Genomic DNA, 18,612 nt, shown 5'->3' on the forward strand with positions numbered 1-18,612 from the left:
CGAGGGCGCGTCGAGCGGTGAGGAGGCCCAGGTCCTGGTGGTGGGCGCGGGCCCCGCGGGTTCGGCGGCGGCGCTCCATCTGGCCCGGGCGGGGGTCGATGTCGTACTCCTGGAAAAGAGCGGCTTCCCCCGCGACAAGGTGTGCGGGGACGGACTGACGCCCCGGGGGGTGCACCAACTGGTGCGGATGGGCATCGACATCAACGCCCCCGGCTGGATGCGCAATCGGGGCATGCGGTGGGTGTGCGAGGGCCGCCAGGTCGAGATCGACTGGCCCCGCCTCGGCAGCGGCCCCGACTTCGGGCTCACCCGCACCCGGCGGGACTTCGACGACCTCCTCGCCGCCCATGCGGTCGCGGCCGGAGCACGGCTGCGCACCGGGGTCAGGGTCACCGCGCCGGTGACCGACCGGGCGGGCCGGATCGTCGGGGTGACCGCCGTCGCCGGGCCCGACAAGGAGCCCGTCCGCTTCCGGGCGCCGCTCGTGGTCGCCGCTGACGGCGCCTCGGCCAGGACCGCCCTGCAGATGGGGCTCGAACGCGACCCCAGACGCACCATCGCGACCGCCGCCCGTCGCTACTACCGCAGCGAGGCCCGCTCCCACGACCCGTATCTGGAGCTGTGGGCCGACCTCCTGTGCAGCAGGACCGGCCGCGATCTCCCCGGCTACGGCTGGGTGTTCCCGCTCGGTGACGGCCGGATCAACGTGGGGCTCGGCGCCTTGCCGCACCGCGACCACGGTGCGGTCGATCTTCGTGCCACCCTGGACCAATGGCTGCCCCGGCTCCCCGAGTCCTGGGGCGTGACGGAGGAGAACGCCGACGCGCCACTGCGCAGTGCCGCCCTCCCGATGGGCTTCAACCGGCATCCGCAGTACCACCGGGGGCTGTTGCTGGTCGGAGACAGTGCCGGGATGGTCAGCCCCTGGAGCGGAGAGGGCATCGGGCAGGCCATGGAAGCAGCCGAGGTCGCCGCCGAGACCATCGCCCTGGCGCTGGCCCGGCCCGCCGGGCCCGGGCGGGAACACGCGTTGCGGCAGTACCCGACGGAGATCAACCGGCGTTGGGGCCGCCATTACCGGCTGGGCAACCTGGCCGGCGACCTCGTCCTGGGCCGCTACGGCTACCGGCCCGTGCTGCACCCTCGGGTCATGGCGTCGCCGCCCCTGCTGCGGGCGCTGGCCCGGCTCCTGACCCATGTCGCCGACGAGCCGCCCCGCGACACCATCGACGCCGTCCTGCACACGCTGATGCGTGCCGTCCCCCGCGCCCGGCCGCGGGCCCGCAGCACTCCGCGATCATGACGGGATCACGTCGTCCGGCCCGGGGCCCGACGTGCTGTCGCTCCGGGGCTCCGACGTGCTGTCGCTCCGGAGTTACACCGTGCTGTCGCTGTCGCGATACAGGGTGAAGACCCGGTCGAGGCCGACGATGCGCAGCACGCGCAGCGTGTTGGCCGGTACGGCGGCGAGGGCGACGTCGGCGCCCGCGGCCTGGGCATGGTGGCGTGCCGCGATCAGAGCGCTGATGCCGCTGGAGTCGCAGAAGTCCAGGCCGGCCAGATCGAGGAGCAGGCGCCGGCCGGGCAACAGGGGCGTGGCGTCGATCAGTTGGCGCGGTTCGGGCGCGTGGACGTAGTCGAGCGCGCCGAAGATTTCCAGAACGGGACCGGTCGCGGCGTCCCGGGTGGTGATCCTCAGCGGGCTCGTTCCGCGTTTCTCACCTTCGGGTCGGCGCTTGCGCCCGGTGCGCCGAGGGCGAGCAGGGCGGTGTCGTCGTCCAGGCCCTCGCCGAAGCTGTCGAGCAGCCCGGTGAGCGCCTGAATCACGGCGTGCGGCGATTCCCCGGCCTGCCCGACGGCGAAGTCCAGCAGGGCCTCGTCCCCGAACAGGCTGGTGCGGTCCTTGCCGGTGCGGGCCTCGGTGAGGCCGTCGGTGTAGAGCAGGAGAGTGTCCCCGGGGGCCAGGACGGTGGTGGTGGCGGTGAAGGGCGCCGAGGGCAGGATGCCGATGAGCAGGCCGCCGGGGGTGGGCAGGAAGCCGGCCGTGCCGTCGGCGCGCAGGACGAGGGCCGGAGGGTGTCCGCCCGAGGCGAGGTGGACGGCGATCTCGCCGGTGGCGGGGTCGGGTTCGAAGGTGCCGAAGACGGCGGTGCAGTAGCGGGGGTCGCCGCCGGCCGCGTAACGCTCGTGGAGCACGTGGTTGAGGGTGGTGAGGGCGGCGACGGGATCGGGGTCGTGGAGGGCCGCCGCGCGCAGGGTGTAGCGGGTCAGTGAGGTGACGGCGGCGGCCTGGGGCCCCTTTCCGCAGACATCGCCGAGGAAGAACGCGAAGCGTTTGCCGTCGAGCGGGAAGACGTCGTAGAAGTCGCCGCCGAGCCGGTCGGGGGAAGCCGTGTGGTAGTAGGCGGCGGTCTCCACGCCGGGTACGGACGGCAGGGTGTGCGGGAGCAGCGACTGCTGGAGGACGGCGAGTGCGTCCTGGAGCCGGGCGCGGTCCGCCTCCGCCTGTCGGCGTGCTTCCTCGGCGGCCCGCCGGCCGCGCAGGAGTTCCTCCTCGTAGGCCCTGCGGTCGCGGGCGTCGAAGAACGTGGTCCGGATCAGCAGGGGGCCGCCGGTGCTGCCGTACGTGACGACCGAGGAGACGAGGACCGGCATCCGGCCGCCCTCGGCCTGCTTCAGCTCCAGGGCGATCCCGTTGATCTCGCCCTGCATCCGCAGCAGCGGCGCGAAGTGCGTCTCGTGGTAGAGCCTGCCGCCCACCGAAAGGAGGTCGGAGAAGCGCATGCGGCCCACCACCGCTTCGCGTTCCAGGCCCAGCCAGGTCAGGAGCGTCCCGTTGACCTTGGCGATGGTGCCGTCCATCAGCGTGGAGAGATAGCCGCAGGGCGCGGTCTCGTAGAGGTCCTCGGCACTGTCCTCCAGCAATGCGGCGAACGCGGCGTCCGACGCCCGCCCGTCGTGGCAGTGGTGCGGATCGTTGGGGTCCGGCTGCTGCTCGGTACGGCCCGTCATCGGCGCCCCGCGAGGAAGTCGAGGATCGCCTCGTTGGTGGCTTCGGGGGCCGACAGGTGGGGGCAGTGCCCGGTCGCTTCGAGGGTGACCAGCGTCGAGCCGGGGACGGCCCGGTGCACATAGGCACCGACTTCCCGGGGTGCGATGGCGTCCTGGGTGCACTCCAGGACGAGGGTGGGGACCCGTACGCCCTTCAGCTCGTCCCGGGAGTCCGACAGGAACGTGGCGCGGGCGAAGACGCGTGCCATCTCGGGGTCGGTGGCGCAGAAGCTGTTCTTCAGTTCGTCGCCGAGTTCGGGCCGGTCCGCGTTCCCCATGATCACCGGCGCCATCGCCGCCGACCAGCCGAGGTAATTGGCCGCGAGGGATTCCAGCAGTTCGTCGATGTCCTCGGCACTGAACCCGCCCCGGTAGCCGTCCTCGTCGATGTAGCGGGGCGAGGGGGCGACCATCACCAGGGAGCCGATGCGCTCGGGAACCAGGTCGGCGGCGAGCACTCCGATCATCGAGCTGACCGAATGGCCCACGAACGCGGCGTCGCGCAGGTCGAGCGCCTCGCACACGTCCACCACGTCCTGGGCGTAGCCGTGCAGGGAGGCGTAGCGCCGCTCCGTGAAGGAGGACGCGTCGGAGCGGCCGGAACCCACGTAGTCGAACAGCACGACCCGGTAGTCCTCGGCCAGCGCCGGCACCGTCAGACGCCACATGTTCTGGTCGCAGCCGAAGCCGTGCGCCAGGATCACCGTGGGCCCCTGAGGGTTCCCGGTGACAGTGACGTTGTTCCTGCGGACGATATCCATGCCCCCGAGTGTGTCAGCCCTGTCCAATCTCCTGCGGCGGAGGCAGTTAATCCACAGCCCCGCCGTCATCTTGACCATGCGCTCTGACCAGCGGTGACATCTTTTCGGACGCCGTGTCGACGCCGGTGGCCCCGGCCGACGGCCGACCGGCCACGGCCAGTCGGTGGCCCTGGTCTGCGTCTTCCCGCACCGCCTCGACGCCCGGATCGCGCCGCGCGGCCGACGACAGGCCGCCGGGCAGTCACTCCCCCTCGAAACGCGTGCGGAGCGCACGCTATCGTCGTGGGGGTGGAGAACGAACTGGGGCATGAGATCGCGGAGGCGCTGGGCATTCTGCTGCGGCGGACCACACGCGCGCAGCTGCACAAGAAGCTCACCGAGGGCATGGGCGACGGGCTCGACGAGGTGACGTACCCGGTGCTCAGCGCGCTGGCCCGCACCGGGCCGCGCAGCGCCGCGGATCTCGCCCCCGATGTCGGGATCGACCGCTCCGGTGTCACCCGGCGTGCCTCACGCCTGGAGGCCGCCGGCCTCATCCGGCGCGAGGCGGACCCCCACGACCGGCGGGCGAACCTGCTCGTCCTCACGGAAGAGGGCCGGCGCACGATCGCGGAGCTGCGCACCCGGCTCGCCGCCCACATCACGGCCGGCCTGTCCTCGTGGCCCCCCGGCGAGGCCGAGGCCTTCGCCCGCCAACTGCGCCGATTCACGGTCGAGGGCCCCTTCGCCTAGTGGCTCGCGGAAGCTCGCAGTGGTGGCGCCCTCCAGGCAGCGTCGCCCACGGGGCTCTCCCCGGACAGCGTCACCCACGGGGCTCTCCCCAGGCAGCCTCACCCACCGGGCTCTCTTCAGGCAGCCTCACCCACCGGGCTTTCCGGGAGCCGCCACGCCCCGCCCCGGTCCTCCTTCGCCGAACGGGCTACGAGGTCGGGGACGTGCAGCCGGCAGGCCAGGGCCGCGAGGGAGTGGAAGGCGTCGATCGCCCATCGGCTGTCGGGCATGCCCAGGCGCAGCAGGCGTGGCTTCACCCCGGCCTGGATCTCGTCGACGAAAGGTCGCAGCCCGGCTTCGTAGCGGGCGAAGGCGGTGCGCAGGTCCCCGGGACGGCGGTTGATCTCGCCGGCCAGAACGTACGCGCCGACCAGGCCCCCGGATATGCCCATGCCGCTGTACGGCGATGCGCAGTGCGCCGCGTCGCCGACCAGCACCACCCGGCCCCGGGACCAGGTGTCGGTGCGCACTTGGACGACCTCCTGGGAGTAGAACGTCTCCGTCGCCCTCATGCCGTCGAGGAACCGTCCGGTCTGCCATCCCGCGTCGTGGAACCTGCCCGCCCAGAACTCCTTCTGCCGGTCCACCGGTTCGCGATGGACGGCCGAGGCCTGCGCCGAATCCTCCCGCAGCACGAAATAGGCCTGGGTCTCGGTCGGGTGGTGACTCCTGCGCATGATCATCCGGCCGCCCGGGGCGAGGTAGGTGTCACGGATGTCGCCGTCGGAGGCGATGCGTGGAACGAACCAGTACGCCATGTGGATGCCCATCCGCCAGTACGGTTCCGGCGCGCCCGGCGGCAGGATGGCGCGGCGGACGCGTGAGCCCTGCCCGTCCGCGCCGACCAGGACGTCGAACTCGCCCGACGATCCGTCGGAGAACCGCGCGGTGACCTTCTCCTCGCTCTGCTCGAAGCCCTCCACGCCCACCCCGAAGATGTGATCCACGCCGTCCTTCGCCGCATCGTGGAGGATGCGCACCAGATCGCCGCGCATGATCTCGTACTCGGACGTCAGGCTCTGCCGGCCCCGCCCAGAGGTGTTGGCCATGATCGTCGCCCGCACCTTGCCCCGGGCGTTCACGAAGGCGACCCCCCGCTCGTCCACGAGCTTGCTCTTGACGGCGTCGAGCAGCCCCATGTGCCTGATCGCCTCGATCCCCTGGCCCCGGAGATCGACCTGAGCGCCGGTGGCCCGCAGCGCCGGGAAGCGTTCGACGACGGTCACCCGGTGGCCGCCGCGTGCCAGCCAGTGGGCCAGGGCCTCCCCCGCGACTCCACCTCCGCAGATGAGGACCTTCAGAGAGGTTGTTCCGGACTTGGGCGTCATGCCGCGCTCCGTCTCTATCACCGATAGGTTCCTTGGCAGAGTCGTCTATCGGCGATAGGTTGTCAAGGTGAGGAAAATGAACCGCGAGACCGTCCTGGTCGAGGCACTCGACCTGCTCGACGAGGTGGGGCTCGACGCGGTCAGCACGCGGCAATTGGCGAAGCGGCTGGGCGTGGAACAGCCCTCGCTCTACTGGCACTTCAGCAACAAGAAGGAGCTCCTCGCCGCCATGGCGGAGGCGGCGATGGTCCCCCATGCGACGGCTCCCCTGCCGACGCCCGCCCAGGACTGGCGCTCCTGGTTCCTGGACAACACGCGGAGCTTCCGGCGAACCCTGCTCAGCCGTAGGGACGGCGCGCGACTGCACGCCGGAAGCAGCCCCGGCGGGGCCGACCTCGACCGCATCGCCCACAAAATGGCCTTCTTGACCTCCTGCGGCCTGCCGGAGCACGACGCCCGGATGGCGATGCTGGCCGCCGGGCGCTACACGGTCGGCAGCGTCCTGGAGGAGCAGGCCGAACTCGCTCTCGGCAGCCCGCCGCAGCGGCCCGCCGGTATCCCCCCGATCGACCACGAGTCGGCGTTCGAGGCGGGGCTCGCCCTCATCCTGGACGGCCTGGAGCAGCGCCTGACGGGCCGTTAGGCCGGGACAGTCCCATGCGCCCGAAGCCGCAACGCGCCTGTCAGCAGGGCGACTTGAGGCCGAGGGATCCGCTGTCGCGCTTGACGGCGCGGCCCACTCCCGCGATCGTTGGGCTTCGTCCGGGTGATCGCCCCCCGGCACAACGACGATTCGCCGGGCCACGGCCCAGCAGAGACCGACAGCGACCGCGCGCCGGTGTCAGCCCAAGGAAGGAAGATCCGCCATACCGATACCACCAGGTTCCAGATCTACCACCACGTTCCGGATCCACACCGAGGACGGCCGGGCCGACGCCTTCGCCGCCTTCCCGGACGGTGGCGAACCGCATCCGGGCGTGCTGCTCTACATGGACGCCTTCGGCGTGCGGCCCGTGCTGGAGGAGCTGGCCCGCGAGCTGGCCGAGCAGGGCTACTACGTACTCGTCCCCAACGTCTTCTACCGGCACGGCCCGGCCCCGGTGACCGATCTTCCCGAGCACATCGGAGCGGACAACCGGCACGCCGTCTTCCGCCACCTCATGCCGCTGATCGAGGCGCACACCCCGGAGCGGGCGCTGCGTGACGCGGGGGCGTACCTCTCGTTCCTCACCGCCCGCCCCGAGGTCGCCGCGGGCCCGGTCGCCGCGATCGGTTACTGCATGGGGGCCGCTTTGGCGATCCGTACCGCGGCGGCCCACCCCGACCTGGTCGCCGCCGTCGCCGGATTCCATCCCGGGCCCCTCGTCGACGACACCCCGGACAGCCCGCATCTGCTCGCCCCCCGGCTGGCCGCCCAACTCCACCTGGGCTTCGCCGAAGCCGACGTGCCGAACATGGCGATCGATGAACTGGAGCAGGCCCTGAACGCCGCCGGCGTCGACCACACCTGCGAGGTCTATCCCGGCACCGTCCACGGCTTCACCATGTCCGACACCAGCTCCTTCGACGCCAACGCCCTGCGACACCATTGGGACAGGCTGCTCCCCCTCCTCAAGGGAGCCCTGTCGACGAGCTGAACTCCCTTACAGAAGACCGCACTTGAGGCTCCGGCTCCGTGGAGCCTCAAGTGCCCGGGCGGCGAAGGCGTCTCCAGCCCGGCACACCGCTCCGCGCTCGCGCTCAGTCGGCGACGACCTCCATGAGGAAGTACGGCGCCGCTCCTTCGAGCGGGGCCACCGAGGCGAGGGCCAGCCCGGCGCGACGGCAGAGCTCCTCGAAGTCCTCGCGGGTGCGCTCTCGGCCGCCCATGTTCACCAGCATGTTGAGGTCGCTCAGATAGGTGACCTCATGACCGTCGCGGGGGTCGGGGGCGGCGTCGACGACTTCGGGGAGCACGGGCTCCACGATGAGGACCCGCCCTCCCGGCGGCAGCGCCTCACGGCAGTGCCGGAGGATCGTGACCGCCTGTTCGTCCGCCCAGTCGTGCAGGACGCTCTTCACCAGGTAGAGGTCCGAGCCCCGGGGGACGCTGTGGAAGAAGTCGCCTGCGACCAGCGAGCAGCGTTCCGTGAGTCCGAACCGCCGCAGTGTGCCGGGTGCCTGCGCCAGGCCCTCCGCCGAGTCGTGGACGACACCCACGAGTGCCGGATGCGCCGCGAGAACGGCGGCAAGGAGAGTGGCGTCCCCGCCGCCGACGTCCGTGACCGAGGCGAACCGGCCGAAGTCGTAGGCGTGCGGCAGGGCGGCGGCCGCCACCCCGGTCGCCTGACTCATCGCGGTGTTGAACGCCGCGGAGAATTCGGGGTGTTGTGCGAGGTGGGTGAAGAAGTCGGAGCCGAAGACGTCGTCGAACGCGACGTCACCGGTGCGGACGCTGGTGTCCAGGTGCTCCCAGGCCCGTATGGCCAGCGGGTCCGTGAACACCCGGACGAAGGACGCGAGGGAGCCGGGAGCGGCGGGGTCGAGAAGCGCTCCCAACGGGGTGACGGAGAAGATGCCGGGCGCCAGTTCCGTCAGCAGGCCCAGGCCGGACAGTGCGCGTAACAGCCGGGCCATGGCGCGGGGATCCGCCCCGGCGGCCGCGGCGACTACGTCGGAGCGACACGGGGTGTCGCCCATCAGCTCGATCACCCGCAGCCGCACGGCCGCGCGCAGGGTCTGCGCCGCCATGCTGCCGAAGGCGATCCGGACGATCAGCCCGCGGTCGGCGGAAGCTGCTCGGTCATCGGTGGTCGTGGTCGTGGTCACAGATGCTTCCTTCGGTCGTGTCCGGTGAGGTGGTCATGAAGGGGCCTGGCCATCGCACGAACTGGGCCGGGCCTCGCGGAACCGGGCCGTCCCGCGAAGCCGTGCCTGGCGGGACCGGGCCCTCGTACGAGTCGGGTCAGAGGGGAGCCGACCCCGGTGCCACCAGGGCGCTCGGCGTACACCCGGCGAACGCCAGGACATCGCGGTGGAGATGGGGCTGGTCCACATATCCGCAGGCCAGGGCGACATCGGCGGCGTTCTGGCCCGCGCGGAGCGCGCGGGCGGCCCGGTCGAAACGGACCAGCATGGCCGCGCGCTTGGGCGTCAGGCCGATCTGGGCGCGGAACCTGGACCACAGTCGTTTGCGGCTCCAACCGCAGAACGCGGCGAGCTCGTCGACCCGGACCCGGCCCCGGCTGGCCACGATGTGGTCCCACACGGCCGCGACCTCGGGCGTGAGGGAAGGCGCCACCGCGGCGCGCCGCCCCAGGAACTCGTCCACCAGGACCAGGCGCTGTTGCCAGGCCGCGCACTGCGACACCTGCTCCCGCAGGAGCTGCCCGGACCGTCCCCACACGTCTTCGAGGCTGATGGCCGGCCGGTCGAGTTCGCCCGGGGCGACGCCCAGCAGCGCGTACGCGGCGGGCGGCGTCAGGCGCATTTCGACGCACTCGACCCGCTCGCCGCGCACACGTGCCCGGCCCGGCGACAGCGGAGAGACGAAACCGCTCAGGGGTTGTGCCCCGCGCTCGTCCTCGATCAGGAACGGCTCGTCCCCGAGCCCGATGACGACGACCACGGAAGGCTGCGCGAACACCCTCTTGTCCATGCCTGCGGCGACGCGGTCGCGGAACCCCGCCATCCGGACGCCGCCGAGAGACAGGGGGCCGAGAGGGCGGGCGACCTCCCAGCCCGTCCCGGCGTCGTGGTCCGGAGCCGCCGGACCCATTGCGTAGCTGTGCATGCCCCTACGGTCGCCGACTTCGGCGGTCCTGTCTTGGATGAAAGTTCCCCGCTGTTCCTGGGGGGCACGGACAGGACCGGCCGAACTCTGCTCGCCTGGGCCTCGGGCCTACTTGGGCATCAGGACCGTGTCGATGATGTAGACGGTCGCGTTGGCGGTCGGCACATTGCCGCAGACCACGTCGGCGCTGTCGTTCACCTTGTACGCGGTGCCCGACCCGGCGGTGGTGACCTTGCCCTTCTCCAGGGTGTCGAACGAGCCGTTCCCCAACTGCTGGGGAGTGACCTTCTGGCCGACCACGTGGTAGGTGAGGATCTTGGTCAGGGTGGCCTTGTCGTTGAGGACCTTGTCCAGGTCGGCCTTCGGGATCTTCGCGAAGGCGTCGTTGGTCGGGGCGAACACGGTGATGTTCTGGGCGTTGTTGAGGGTGTCGACCAGACCGGCCTTCTTGACGGCCGCGACCAGGGTGGACAGCGCCGGGTTGTGCGAGGCGGCGGTGGCGACCGGGTCCTTCGCCATGCCGTCGAACGAACCCGCACCGTCCTTCGGCACGGAGGCGCACGCGGTGCCGAACGGCTTGTCCGTCATGGCCGCGTCGCCGCCGGCGGACGACTGCGCGGCGGGGGGCGCGGCGGCCTCGGAGGACGGGGAGGAGCTGTCCTTCTTGCTGTCGCTGCCCCCGCAGGCACTCAGGACGAGCGGGAGGACGGCCGCGGCGGTGACGGCGAGGGTGGCACGGCGGATGCGCAGGGCGTTCATTGACTTCTCCTGTGGGATGGCGTTGAAGTGGATCTGGCTGGAATGCGTGCGCTGCGGTGGGACGGGGGCGGGAGTTGCCGCGTGGCGGCCGCGCTCGGCGCCCCGTCGGGCTGGCGGGGGTGCGTGGTCAGTCCACGGTGACCACCACCGAGTGCCAGCCGCTCGCGCCGTCCGGAATGGTCTGGGTGCGCTGTTCGGTCTGTACCCGACCGGTGCGGTCGGTGGCGCGGACCGTCAGCGTGTGGGTGCCGGAGGTGGCCCTCCAGGGCAGGGACCACTGACGCCAGGTGTCGCTGGAGTCCTCGGCGGCGAGGTCCGCCGGCATCCAGGCCCCCTCGTCGACCCGTACCTCGACCCGGTCGATCCCCCGGTGCTGTGCCCAGGCCGCTCCGGCGATCATCACCGTGCCGGGCTTCGGACGCGCGAACGGCTTCGGGGTGTCGATGCGCGACTCGGTCTTGATGGGCGCCTTCCGGGACCAGGAACGCTTGACCCAGTACGAGTCGTAGGCGTCGAACTTGGTCAGCTCCAGGTCCTGTAGCCATTTGCACGCCGAGACGTAGCCGTACAGGCCCGGCACGACCATGCGCACCGGGAAGCCGTGCACGAACGGAAGCGGTTCGCCGTTCATGCCGAGGGCGAGCATGGCGTCCCGGCCGTCCATGACGTCCTCGACGGGACTGCCGATCGTCATGCCGTCCACCGAACGGGCCACGAGCTGATCGGCCGGGCCTCCCCGCGACGGCGGCCGGACCCCCGCTTCCTTGAGGAGCTCGGCCAGGGGCACCCCGATCCAGCGCGCGTTGCCCACATAAGGACCACCGACCTCGTTGGAGACACACGTCAACGTGATGTCCCGCTCGATGAGTCGTCGTGCCAGCAGGTCCTGGTAGGTGAGGGTCAGCGGACGTCCGACACCCTTGCCGTGGATCTTCATCCGCCAGGAGGTGGCGTCGACCTTCGGGATCACCAGCGCGGTGTCGACACGGTAGAAGTCGGCGTTGGGGGTGACGAACGGGCTGATGCCGGCCGTGTGCAGGATCGCTCCGGACGGGATCGGCCGGGCCGGGGAGGCGGGCCTCGGCAGCGTCAGCCTGGCGCGCGAGGCGACCGCCCCCTGGCCGCGGGAGTCGTTGAGCGACCTGCCGAGGAGGCCGGCCCCGGACGAGACCACGGCCGCGGCACCGGCCGCGATCACGAACCCCCGCCGGTCCCAGCCCGGGGAGCCGTCTCTCTCCCCGTCCTCCTCGCCGACGACCCCTTCCCCGCCGACGGAACTCTCAACACCCGTTTCAGGGAGGCGAGTTGAGTTCCCACGCCGTACGGCCAGCCGTCCGATCAGGAGGTACAGCAGACCCGCGCCCGCCACCGCGCCGACCACCGAAGGCAGTGCGTCGGCCGGACTGGTCGAGTCGGGCCGGCCCGTCGCGGCCAGTGCCCCGACGACACCGAACAACAGCACCCCGGCCGCCCCGGTACGGCGAAAGCGCAGTGCCAGCACCCCGAGTACGAGGGCCAGCAGGGCGAGGACGGCGAGGATGCCGAGTTGCAGGACGAGCTTGTCATTGGTGCCGAAGTGCCGGATCGCCCAGTCCTTGAGGGCGGGCGGAGTGCGGTCGATGGACGCACCGCCCACCGCGATCACCGGGCCGGACTCGGGCCGTACCGCCGCGGACACCAGTTCCGCGACGGTCAGTGCGGCGAACCCGGCGAGCAGTCCGGACAGGGCTGCGAGCGGAAGGCGAATGCCCCTGCTCAGAATTTTCATCACGGCTCCTATTCGGAGCGGATGGGCCGCCGGATTGGCCACTCACCCCTACGAGTTGCTCCCGCCTGTTCCCGGCACCCCGTCGGGCAGGACCGCGCCGAGCCCGTGGTTGCCGACGCCTCCCATGAATTGCCTGGCAGGCGGCGTTGTACCCTGCCGCCCATGACCACACCGCAGACCCCCACACCCCGTGCCGCTCTGGAGACCCTGCTGAGCGGCAATCAGCGATTCGTCACGGGGTCGCCGGATCACCCCAACCAGGACGCCACGCGTCGCACCGAGGTCGTGCCCGGCCAGAATCCGTTCGCCGTGCTGTTCGGGTGCTCCGATTCCCGGCTGGCCGCCGAGATCATCTTCGACCGCGGGCTCGGCGACCTCTTCGTGGTGCGCACCGCCGGTCACGTGGTGGGCCCGGAGGTGTTGGGGAGCATCGAGTACGGAGTGAGTGTGCTCGGCTGCCCGCTGGTCGTGATCCTCGGCCATGACGCGTGCGGCGCGGTGGCGGCGGCCCGCTCCGCCGTGCGGAGCGGCACGACCGCGGTCGGTTATGTCCAGGACGTCATCGAGCGGGTCACCCCGAGCGTGCTCGCCTCGCAGGCCGCGGGCCACACCGAGGACGAGGAGTTCATCGCCGAGCACATAAAGCACAGCGTCAGCCTGCTGCTCGACCGCTCGCGCGTTCTCGCGGACGCGGTCGAGGCGGGCACCACGGCGGTGGTGGGCCTGTCCTACCGTCTGGTCGACGGCACGGCACGCCTGGTCACCGCGCGTGGCGTCGACGTGCCGGAGAGCGCCCTGTCCTGACGAGGTACGGCCCCTGACCGTCCGCGGTCAGGGGCGGGGCCCGGTCGGGGCAGGGCCCAGTCAGGGGCGGGGCGCGTCCGAGGTGGGATGGCGGCGCGGAGGCAGCGGAACGAAGCCGCTGGTGCGAGCCGCGTAGGCGGCGTATCCGGGGCGGTCCTTCATGTGCTCCTCCAGGAGCCGCTGCCCGCTGCCCCGGGTGAGCAGGTAGGACATGACGAGCGGCGACAGGACGGACACCGCCGCCGCCTGCCAGGTGCCGCAGGCCAGGGCGAACAGGCCCCACCAGACCAGGAAGTCGCCGAAGTAGTTCGGGTGGCGGGTCCATGACCACAGGCCGCGGTCCATGATCCGGCCGTGCTGGGCGGGGTCGGCCTTGAACCTGGCCAGCTGGTGGTCGCCCACGCTCTCGAAGACCAGGCCGGCCGCCCACAGCACACCGCCGACCACCGCGGTGGGCACCAGCGGCCCATGCGTGTACTGGGCGGCCTGGACGGGCAGCGAGATCAGCCAGATGAGGGCGCCCTGCAAGAGGTAGACCATGCGCAGGGCATAGGCGTTGCGGCTGCCCGGGGCCTTGGAGAGCATGCGGTCGTAGCGGGGATCCTCACCGTGCCCACGGCCACGCCAGGCGATGTAGGCGGCAAGCCGCAGCCCCCAGATCACGGTCGCCGCGGTCACCAGGAGCCGCCGGGCGTCGTCGCCGTGACCGGCCGAGGCCGCGTGGCCGACCACGGCCACCGCGGCGAAGCCGAGACCCCAGGCGATGTCGACGATCCGATGGCGTCCCTTGACCACCGCGACGGCGAAGGTGATGAGGACGACGGCGAGTGCCGTGACGGCCGTCAGGGCCAGGTTGACGGCGAAGGCGTGCCACGGGAAGCCGTTCACGGTGTCCCCTCCGGCCGGTACCAGTCGTGCAGGGTCGCGGGCATGCTGGCCGTGCCGTCCTTGCCGGGGCGCACGGCCAGGATCTGGTCGACGCCCATGCGGCGCTCGGCGAACGCGAGACCGCCGCCGGCCAGATACAGCCGCCAGACCCGGGCCGTCTCCTGCCCGCCCAGCGACACGAACTCCGCCCAGCGCGCCTCCAGGGTGGCGTACCAGGCGGCGATGGTACGGACGTAGTGCTCGCGCAACGACTCCACGGCCCACACGTCGAGCCCGGCCCCCTCCAGCAGCGAGACGGTGTCTCCCAGCGGCCGCATGTGCATGTCGGGGGCGATGTAGGACTCGATGAACGCGCCGCCACCGGGGGCGGTTCCGGTGCGCGACATCTGCTGGACCAGGAGTCGGCCGCCGGGACGCAGCAGCGTGTGGAGGCGCGCGGCGAAGGCCGGGTACTGCGCCGCGCCGACGTGTTCGCCCATCTCGATCGCACAGACGGCGTCGTAGTCGGCTCCCGTGATGTCCCGGTAGTGCCGCAGGTGCACCTTCACCAGGTCGTCGAGGCCTCGTTCGCGGATTCGGGCGGCCACGAAGTCGCGCTGTTCCCGGGACAGGGTGACCGCGGTGACGCGGGCGCCGAAGTGCTGGGCCGCGTACAGGGACAGGCTCCCCCAGCCGCAGCCCACGTCCAGGAGGCGGACACCGGGGGTCAGGGCCAGCTTGCGGCAGATCAGTTCCAGCTTGTCGCGCTGGGCCTCGGCCAGTCCGTAACGCGGGTCGTCGGGGCGGGTCCAGTAGGCGCAGGAGTACGCCATGGACTCATCCATGAGCAGCGCGTACCAGTCGTTGGACAGGTCGTAGTGGTGGCTGATCGCCGCCCGGTCCCGGTCGGTGGAGTGCGGTCGGCCGCGCAGGCGGGCCTGACGGGCACCGGGTTCCGGCGGGCGCGGGCCGATGGCACCGCACCGGAGCGCGGCGAGGGCGGCGGTCAGGTGCCGGTGCGGCAGCTGACGGCCGGGGCCGGGCCCGCGTTCGCGGACCGCGCGCCACACGGCGCCGAGCCCGGTGGTGAGGTCGCCCTCGATGTCGAGGTCGCCCGCGATGTAGGCCTGGGCCAGGCCCAGTTCACCGGGCTGCCAGAGCAGACGGCGCAGGGCGCGCGGTGTGCGGAGCACCACCGTCGGTGCCTCGTCGGGCCCGGCTTCGCTGCCGTCCCAGGCCCGTAGCCGTACCGGCATGGCTCCCAGGTATCCCTCGACGGCCTCGGCCAGGCGAGGTGCCAGCGGCTTCATCGGGCCTCCGCCTTCGTGAGCACCAGTTGGTGGACGTCCAGGTAGCGGGCCCGGAAACCGGCCTCGGAGTAGGCGAGGTAGAACTCCCACATCCTGGTGAAGGTGGCGTCGAAGCCGAGCGCGGCGACCTCTTCGCCCCGCGCCGCGAACCGCTCGCGCCACAGCCGCAGGGTCTCGGCGTAGTGCGCTCCGTACGCGTCGTCGTACACCGTCGCGAGGCCCGCCGTCCGGGCCGCCTGGTCCATGGCCTCGACGGAGGGGATCAGGCCGCCGGGGAAGATGTACTTGTGGATCCAGGTATAGGTGTCGCGGGTCGCCAGCATGCGCTCGTGGGGCATGGTGATGGCTTGCAGCACGATCCGCCCGCCCGGGGCCAACCGGCCGGACAGGGTGTCGAAGTAGACGGGCCAGTACTCCTCACCGACGGCTTCGATCATCTCGACGCTGACGATGGCGTCGAAGTCTCCCGTGACCTGCCGGTAGTCGCACAGCTCGACGCTGACGCGGTCCGCGTGGCCGGCCGCTTCGATGCGCCGCATCGCGTATGCGCGCTGTTCTTGGGAGAGTGTCACGGTCCGCACCTGGGCGCCCCGGGCGGCCGCGCGCAGGGCGAGCTCGCCCCAGCCGGTGCCCACCTCCAACAGCCTTGTCCCGTCGGTGACTTGGGCCAGGTCGAGCAGTCGGTCGATCTTGCGGTGCTGTGCGTCGGCCAGCTTCGGCCACGGCGCCGGGAAGCCGCGGAAGAGGGCCGCGGAGTAGGTCATGGTCTCGTCGAGGAACAGGGCGAACAGATCGTTGGACAGGTCGTAGTGCCGGCTGATGTTGGCGCGAGCCCCTTGCAGGGTGTTGCGCTGCGGGGCCGGCCGGCGCCGCGCCCAGAGCCCGCGCAGGCTCTGCAAGGGGCGCGGGACGAGCGAGGCGACGTTGGCGGCCAGCACCGTGAGGACACCGACCAGGTCGTCGGTGTCCCACTCCCCGGCCATGTAGGACTCGCCGAAGCCGATCAGCCCGTCCGCGCCCAGGCGGCGGAAGAACGCCTGCGGGTCGTGCACCTTGACGAGCGGGCCCTGGTCGCCGGTGTGCGGGGCGGCGCCCAGCTCCACCCGCAACGGCAGCCGGCCGAGCGCCCGCCGCACGATCCGCTCGGCCACCCGTGCGCGCACCGGCGAGCTGCGGGGCACCCTGGCGACGTCGGGCCACCGGGAAGCGTCCACACGCACCCGCGGTGCGGCGGTCGTGCTCCGGTCGTCGGGGTACGAGACAGCGGCCTTCACTTCATGCCCTCCTGGAGACAGTGGCGGGGTCGGGGTTGGACGGGCAGCCGGCGCAGGAACAGCCACAGGCCGTGCCGGCGGATACCGGCCGAGACGGCGGCCGTCGACCAGGGGTGCCGCAGCGCGGCGGCCAGCAGCCGCCCGGGCGTCGCCCTGGTGCGTACGCCCCGCACGGTCGCGGTGAACGGCCGCTCGCCGCCGCGTCGCAGTTGCACGCTCAGTTCGAGCTTCGCGGCCGGTTCGGGCAGGCGCATCCGGTAGGTCCCGTCGACGGGGAAGAACGGCGAGACGTAGAACTCCTTGGCCACCGATGCGGCGCCCCGCTCGTCGGTGCGCAGCAGGTAGCAGTGGCGTTCGCCGTACGTGTTGTGGACCTCGGCCACTACGGTCCTGAGGTCGCCGTCGGGGCCGTAACACCAGTACAGCGTGAGGGGGTTGAACACATGCCCCAGTACGCGTGCGTGCCCGAGCATGAGGACGCGGCCACCGTCCAGGTGCGTGCCGTGCGCGGCCAGGAAGCGGTCGAGTCCGCCGCGCAGCGAGGGCTCGGTGCCGGCGAAGTGGTCGCGGGGGTCGAAACGGGCCAGCGGGCGCAGCGGGCGCGGCAGCACGGGCAGCTCGTCGAGGTCGACCAGCCACATGTAGGTGCGGTGCCGGAAGGAGTGCCGCAAGGGGACGGTCCGCGCGTGGGAGACGACGCATTCGTAGAGCGCGGGGGCCGCCGGGGCGCGCGCCGGGTCCACCGTCGGGTCCAGGGTCGGTGCGGTCACCAGGGCACCCCCAGTGCGGCGGCGGCCCGGACCCCGGACCGGCAGCCGTCCTCGTGGAAGCCCCAGCCGTGGTAGGCGCCCGCGTAGACGGTCACGGGTGTGTTCAGCCGCGGCATTTGCCGCTGCGCGGCCACCGACTCCCGTGTGTAGGCGGGGTGTTCGTACGTCATGCGGTCCAGCACCTGGGCGTCGTCGATGCGACCCTCCGCGTTGAGACTGACGATGTAGGGCCGCGGTCCTTCAAGGCGCTGCAACCGGCTCATGTCATAGCTGACCTGTACCTTGTCCGCCGTTGTCCGGCAGGAGGGCATGCGGTAGTTCCAGGAGGCCCTGGCCCGGCGAGCCGTGGGCAGCACGGTGGCGTCGGTGTGCAGCACGGTGTGGTTGCGCGAGTACCGGAACGCACCCAGGACACGGGCCTCGTCCGGGGTGGGGTCGGCCAGCAGCCGGAGCGCCTGGTCGGGATGGACGGCGATGACCACGGAGTCGTAGGCGCGCTCACCGTCGCCGGTGACCACCCGGGCCCGGCCCGCGTCCCGTCGCACCTCCCGCACCTCGGTCGCGGTGTGGACGGCGGTCAGCTGCTTCACGACCCTGCTGACGTACTCGACCGAACCGCCGGTCACCGTCCGCCACTTGGGCGCGCCACGAACCGACAGCATCCCGTGGTGCTCAAGGAACCGGAAGAGATAGGTGGCCGGGTAGCGCATGGCGATCTCGGGACCGCACGACCACACCGCGGACACCAGCGGGGTCACGAAGTGGTGCACGAAGTACGGCGTGAAGCCGCCCTCGGCCAGGAACTCGCCCAGGGTCGACTCACCCTCACGGTCCGAGACGAGTGCGGCGCGCGCGGCACGGTGAAAGGCCGGCACCTGGGCGAGCATGCGCAGGTAGCGGCCCCGTACGACACTGCTCGGCTGGGCGAAGAGGCCTGCGGGCCCACGAGCCCCGGCGTACTGGAGCCCGCAGCCGTCGCACCGCACGGACATGCTCATCTCCGCGTCCTGGGTGGACACCCCGAGCTCCCGGAACAGCCTCAGCAACAGGGGGTACGTGCGTTCGTTGTGGACGATGAACCCGCTGTCGACCCGCACCACCTTCCCCGGGCCCTGGGTCAGCTCATGCGTGTGGGCATGCCCGCCCACCCGGTCGTCCGCCTCGTACAGCGTCACGTCACAGGCCCGTTGCAGCACATGGGCGGCGGTAAGGCCGGCCACTCCACTGCCCACCACGGCTATCTGTCGCCGCTCCATCTCCGCGCGCCTCCTCAGACCGACAGCAACGGCACGGCCGACCGTCCGGCCCCCGTCTGTCAGTGATTCGGTCCCGCGCGCCCCGCGGATTGGTCGCGGTTGGCAGACGGCGCCCGGCGCC

Annotated in this window: 18 protein-coding genes; 5 read left to right on the forward strand and 13 right to left on the reverse strand. The window is 71.7% G+C overall.

Translation table 11 applies throughout. From position 1 onward, the window contains the following. Positions 1 to 34 precede the first annotated feature (34 nt). Positions 35 to 1,303, forward strand: coding sequence for a geranylgeranyl reductase family protein (locus ACFYNP_RS25225; protein WP_388788576.1), 1,269 nt, complete (start codon positions 35 to 37; stop codon positions 1,301 to 1,303). A 72-nt stretch (positions 1,304 to 1,375) separates the two neighbouring features. Here ACFYNP_RS25225 and ACFYNP_RS25230 read toward each other — a convergent pair whose 3' ends face one another. The 3 genes from ACFYNP_RS25230 to ACFYNP_RS25240 are packed head-to-tail and all read right to left on the reverse strand — an operon-like array spanning position 1,376 to position 3,812. Beyond that, a complete protein-coding gene (locus ACFYNP_RS25230) occupies positions 1,376 to 1,699 on the reverse strand; it encodes an STAS domain-containing protein (RefSeq protein ID WP_388788579.1) in 324 nt (107 codons plus the stop codon). Beyond that, complete coding sequence (locus tag ACFYNP_RS25235; protein WP_388788396.1) at positions 1,696 to 3,012, reverse strand: PP2C family protein-serine/threonine phosphatase; 1,317 nt, start codon at positions 3,010 to 3,012, stop codon at positions 1,696 to 1,698. Before ACFYNP_RS25235 ends, ACFYNP_RS25230 begins: the two co-directional genes overlap by 4 nt. After that, complete coding sequence (locus ACFYNP_RS25240; protein ID WP_388788398.1) at positions 3,009 to 3,812, reverse strand: alpha/beta fold hydrolase; 804 nt, start codon at positions 3,810 to 3,812, stop codon at positions 3,009 to 3,011. Before ACFYNP_RS25240 ends, ACFYNP_RS25235 begins: the two co-directional genes overlap by 4 nt. A gap of 288 nt (positions 3,813 to 4,100) precedes the next feature. Between ACFYNP_RS25240 and ACFYNP_RS25245 the strand changes: the two genes are divergently transcribed. Then, a complete protein-coding gene (locus ACFYNP_RS25245) occupies positions 4,101 to 4,544 on the forward strand; it encodes a MarR family winged helix-turn-helix transcriptional regulator (RefSeq protein WP_388408935.1) in 444 nt (147 codons plus the stop codon). Positions 4,545 to 4,660: 116 nt separating this feature from the next. On the opposite strand, the gene ACFYNP_RS25250 is transcribed toward ACFYNP_RS25245, so the two are convergent. Continuing rightward, positions 4,661 to 5,932 (reverse strand): FAD-dependent monooxygenase, encoded by a 1,272-nt coding sequence (locus ACFYNP_RS25250; protein WP_388788400.1) that lies wholly within the window; start codon positions 5,930 to 5,932, stop codon positions 4,661 to 4,663. A gap of 55 nt (positions 5,933 to 5,987) precedes the next feature. On the opposite strand from ACFYNP_RS25250, the gene ACFYNP_RS25255 reads away from it, so the two are divergent. Both ACFYNP_RS25255 and ACFYNP_RS25260 read left to right on the forward strand, forming a co-directional pair. Further along, entirely contained in the window at positions 5,988 to 6,554 is a 567-nt protein-coding gene (locus tag ACFYNP_RS25255) for a TetR/AcrR family transcriptional regulator C-terminal domain-containing protein (RefSeq protein WP_388408940.1), read from the forward strand. 229 nt (positions 6,555 to 6,783) lie between these two features. Continuing rightward, on the forward strand, positions 6,784 to 7,548 hold the full coding sequence (locus tag ACFYNP_RS25260; RefSeq protein ID WP_388409722.1) for a dienelactone hydrolase family protein: 765 nt from the start codon (positions 6,784 to 6,786) through the stop codon (positions 7,546 to 7,548). A gap of 103 nt (positions 7,549 to 7,651) precedes the next feature. On the opposite strand, the gene ACFYNP_RS25265 is transcribed toward ACFYNP_RS25260, so the two are convergent. The 4 genes from ACFYNP_RS25265 to ACFYNP_RS25280 all read right to left on the reverse strand — a co-directional run bounded on the left by ACFYNP_RS25265 (position 7,652) and on the right by ACFYNP_RS25280 (position 12,210). Further along, positions 7,652 to 8,641 carry a methyltransferase gene (locus ACFYNP_RS25265; RefSeq protein ID WP_388409724.1) on the reverse strand — a complete coding sequence of 330 codons (990 nt, stop codon included), beginning with the start codon at positions 8,639 to 8,641 and terminating at the stop codon, positions 7,652 to 7,654. Between the two features lie 214 nt (positions 8,642 to 8,855). After that, a complete protein-coding gene (locus ACFYNP_RS25270) occupies positions 8,856 to 9,683 on the reverse strand; it encodes a helix-turn-helix transcriptional regulator (RefSeq protein WP_388788403.1) in 828 nt (275 codons plus the stop codon). 108 nt (positions 9,684 to 9,791) lie between these two features. After that, positions 9,792 to 10,442, reverse strand: coding sequence for a fasciclin domain-containing protein (locus ACFYNP_RS25275; protein ID WP_388788406.1), 651 nt, complete (start codon positions 10,440 to 10,442; stop codon positions 9,792 to 9,794). Between the two features lie 127 nt (positions 10,443 to 10,569). Next, complete coding sequence (locus tag ACFYNP_RS25280; protein ID WP_388788408.1) at positions 10,570 to 12,210, reverse strand: molybdopterin-dependent oxidoreductase; 1,641 nt, start codon at positions 12,208 to 12,210, stop codon at positions 10,570 to 10,572. A 162-nt stretch (positions 12,211 to 12,372) separates the two neighbouring features. Here ACFYNP_RS25280 and ACFYNP_RS25285 point away from each other — a divergent pair, with 162 nt between their 5' ends. Beyond that, positions 12,373 to 13,014 (forward strand): carbonic anhydrase, encoded by a 642-nt coding sequence (locus ACFYNP_RS25285; protein WP_388788412.1) that lies wholly within the window; start codon positions 12,373 to 12,375, stop codon positions 13,012 to 13,014. Positions 13,015 to 13,074: 60 nt separating this feature from the next. Here ACFYNP_RS25285 and ACFYNP_RS25290 read toward each other — a convergent pair whose 3' ends face one another. From ACFYNP_RS25290 to ACFYNP_RS25310, 5 genes are read right to left on the reverse strand one after another with little or no spacing between them, the layout of a single operon-like run. After that, a complete protein-coding gene (locus tag ACFYNP_RS25290) occupies positions 13,075 to 13,902 on the reverse strand; it encodes a DUF1295 domain-containing protein (RefSeq protein ID WP_388788415.1) in 828 nt (275 codons plus the stop codon). Beyond that, positions 13,899 to 15,191: a class I SAM-dependent methyltransferase gene (locus ACFYNP_RS25295; RefSeq protein WP_388788417.1), complete on the reverse strand. Its 1,293-nt coding sequence runs from the start codon at positions 15,189 to 15,191 to the stop codon at positions 13,899 to 13,901. The genes ACFYNP_RS25290 and ACFYNP_RS25295 overlap by 4 nt, the downstream gene beginning before the upstream one ends. Next, positions 15,188 to 16,465, reverse strand: a complete 1,278-nt coding sequence (locus ACFYNP_RS25300) for a class I SAM-dependent methyltransferase (RefSeq protein ID WP_388788420.1) — start codon at positions 16,463 to 16,465, stop codon at positions 15,188 to 15,190. The genes ACFYNP_RS25295 and ACFYNP_RS25300 overlap by 4 nt, the downstream gene beginning before the upstream one ends. Then, positions 16,462 to 17,235, reverse strand: a complete 774-nt coding sequence (locus ACFYNP_RS25305) for a DUF1365 domain-containing protein (RefSeq protein ID WP_388408963.1) — start codon at positions 17,233 to 17,235, stop codon at positions 16,462 to 16,464. Before ACFYNP_RS25305 ends, ACFYNP_RS25300 begins: the two co-directional genes overlap by 4 nt. Continuing rightward, entirely contained in the window at positions 17,232 to 18,491 is a 1,260-nt protein-coding gene (locus ACFYNP_RS25310; protein ID WP_388788423.1) for an NAD(P)/FAD-dependent oxidoreductase, read from the reverse strand. Before ACFYNP_RS25310 ends, ACFYNP_RS25305 begins: the two co-directional genes overlap by 4 nt. Positions 18,492 to 18,612 lie beyond the last annotated feature (121 nt).

This window comes from Streptomyces sp. NPDC006691, from assembly GCF_042869955.1.
GTDB lineage: Bacteria > Actinomycetota > Actinomycetes > Streptomycetales > Streptomycetaceae > Streptomyces.

Coding starts and splice junctions, on each gene's coding strand:
- ACFYNP_RS25235 (WP_388788396.1), bottom strand. CDS start 3,012: ATGACGGGCCGTACCGAGCAGCAGCCGGACCCCAACGATCCGCACCAC.
- ACFYNP_RS25240 (WP_388788398.1), bottom strand. CDS start 3,812: ATGGATATCGTCCGCAGGAACAACGTCACTGTCACCGGGAACCCTCAG.
- ACFYNP_RS25255 (WP_388408940.1), top strand. CDS start 5,988: ATGAACCGCGAGACCGTCCTGGTCGAGGCACTCGACCTGCTCGACGAG.
- ACFYNP_RS25265 (WP_388409724.1), bottom strand. CDS start 8,641: ATGGCGGCGCAGACCCTGCGCGCGGCCGTGCGGCTGCGGGTGATCGAG.
- ACFYNP_RS25270 (WP_388788403.1), bottom strand. CDS start 9,683: ATGCACAGCTACGCAATGGGTCCGGCGGCTCCGGACCACGACGCCGGG.
- ACFYNP_RS25275 (WP_388788406.1), bottom strand. CDS start 10,442: ATGAACGCCCTGCGCATCCGCCGTGCCACCCTCGCCGTCACCGCCGCG.
- ACFYNP_RS25280 (WP_388788408.1), bottom strand. CDS start 12,210: ATGAAAATTCTGAGCAGGGGCATTCGCCTTCCGCTCGCAGCCCTGTCC.
- ACFYNP_RS25285 (WP_388788412.1), top strand. CDS start 12,373: ATGACCACACCGCAGACCCCCACACCCCGTGCCGCTCTGGAGACCCTG.
- ACFYNP_RS25295 (WP_388788417.1), bottom strand. CDS start 15,191: ATGAAGCCGCTGGCACCTCGCCTGGCCGAGGCCGTCGAGGGATACCTG.
- ACFYNP_RS25310 (WP_388788423.1), bottom strand. CDS start 18,491: ATGGAGCGGCGACAGATAGCCGTGGTGGGCAGTGGAGTGGCCGGCCTT.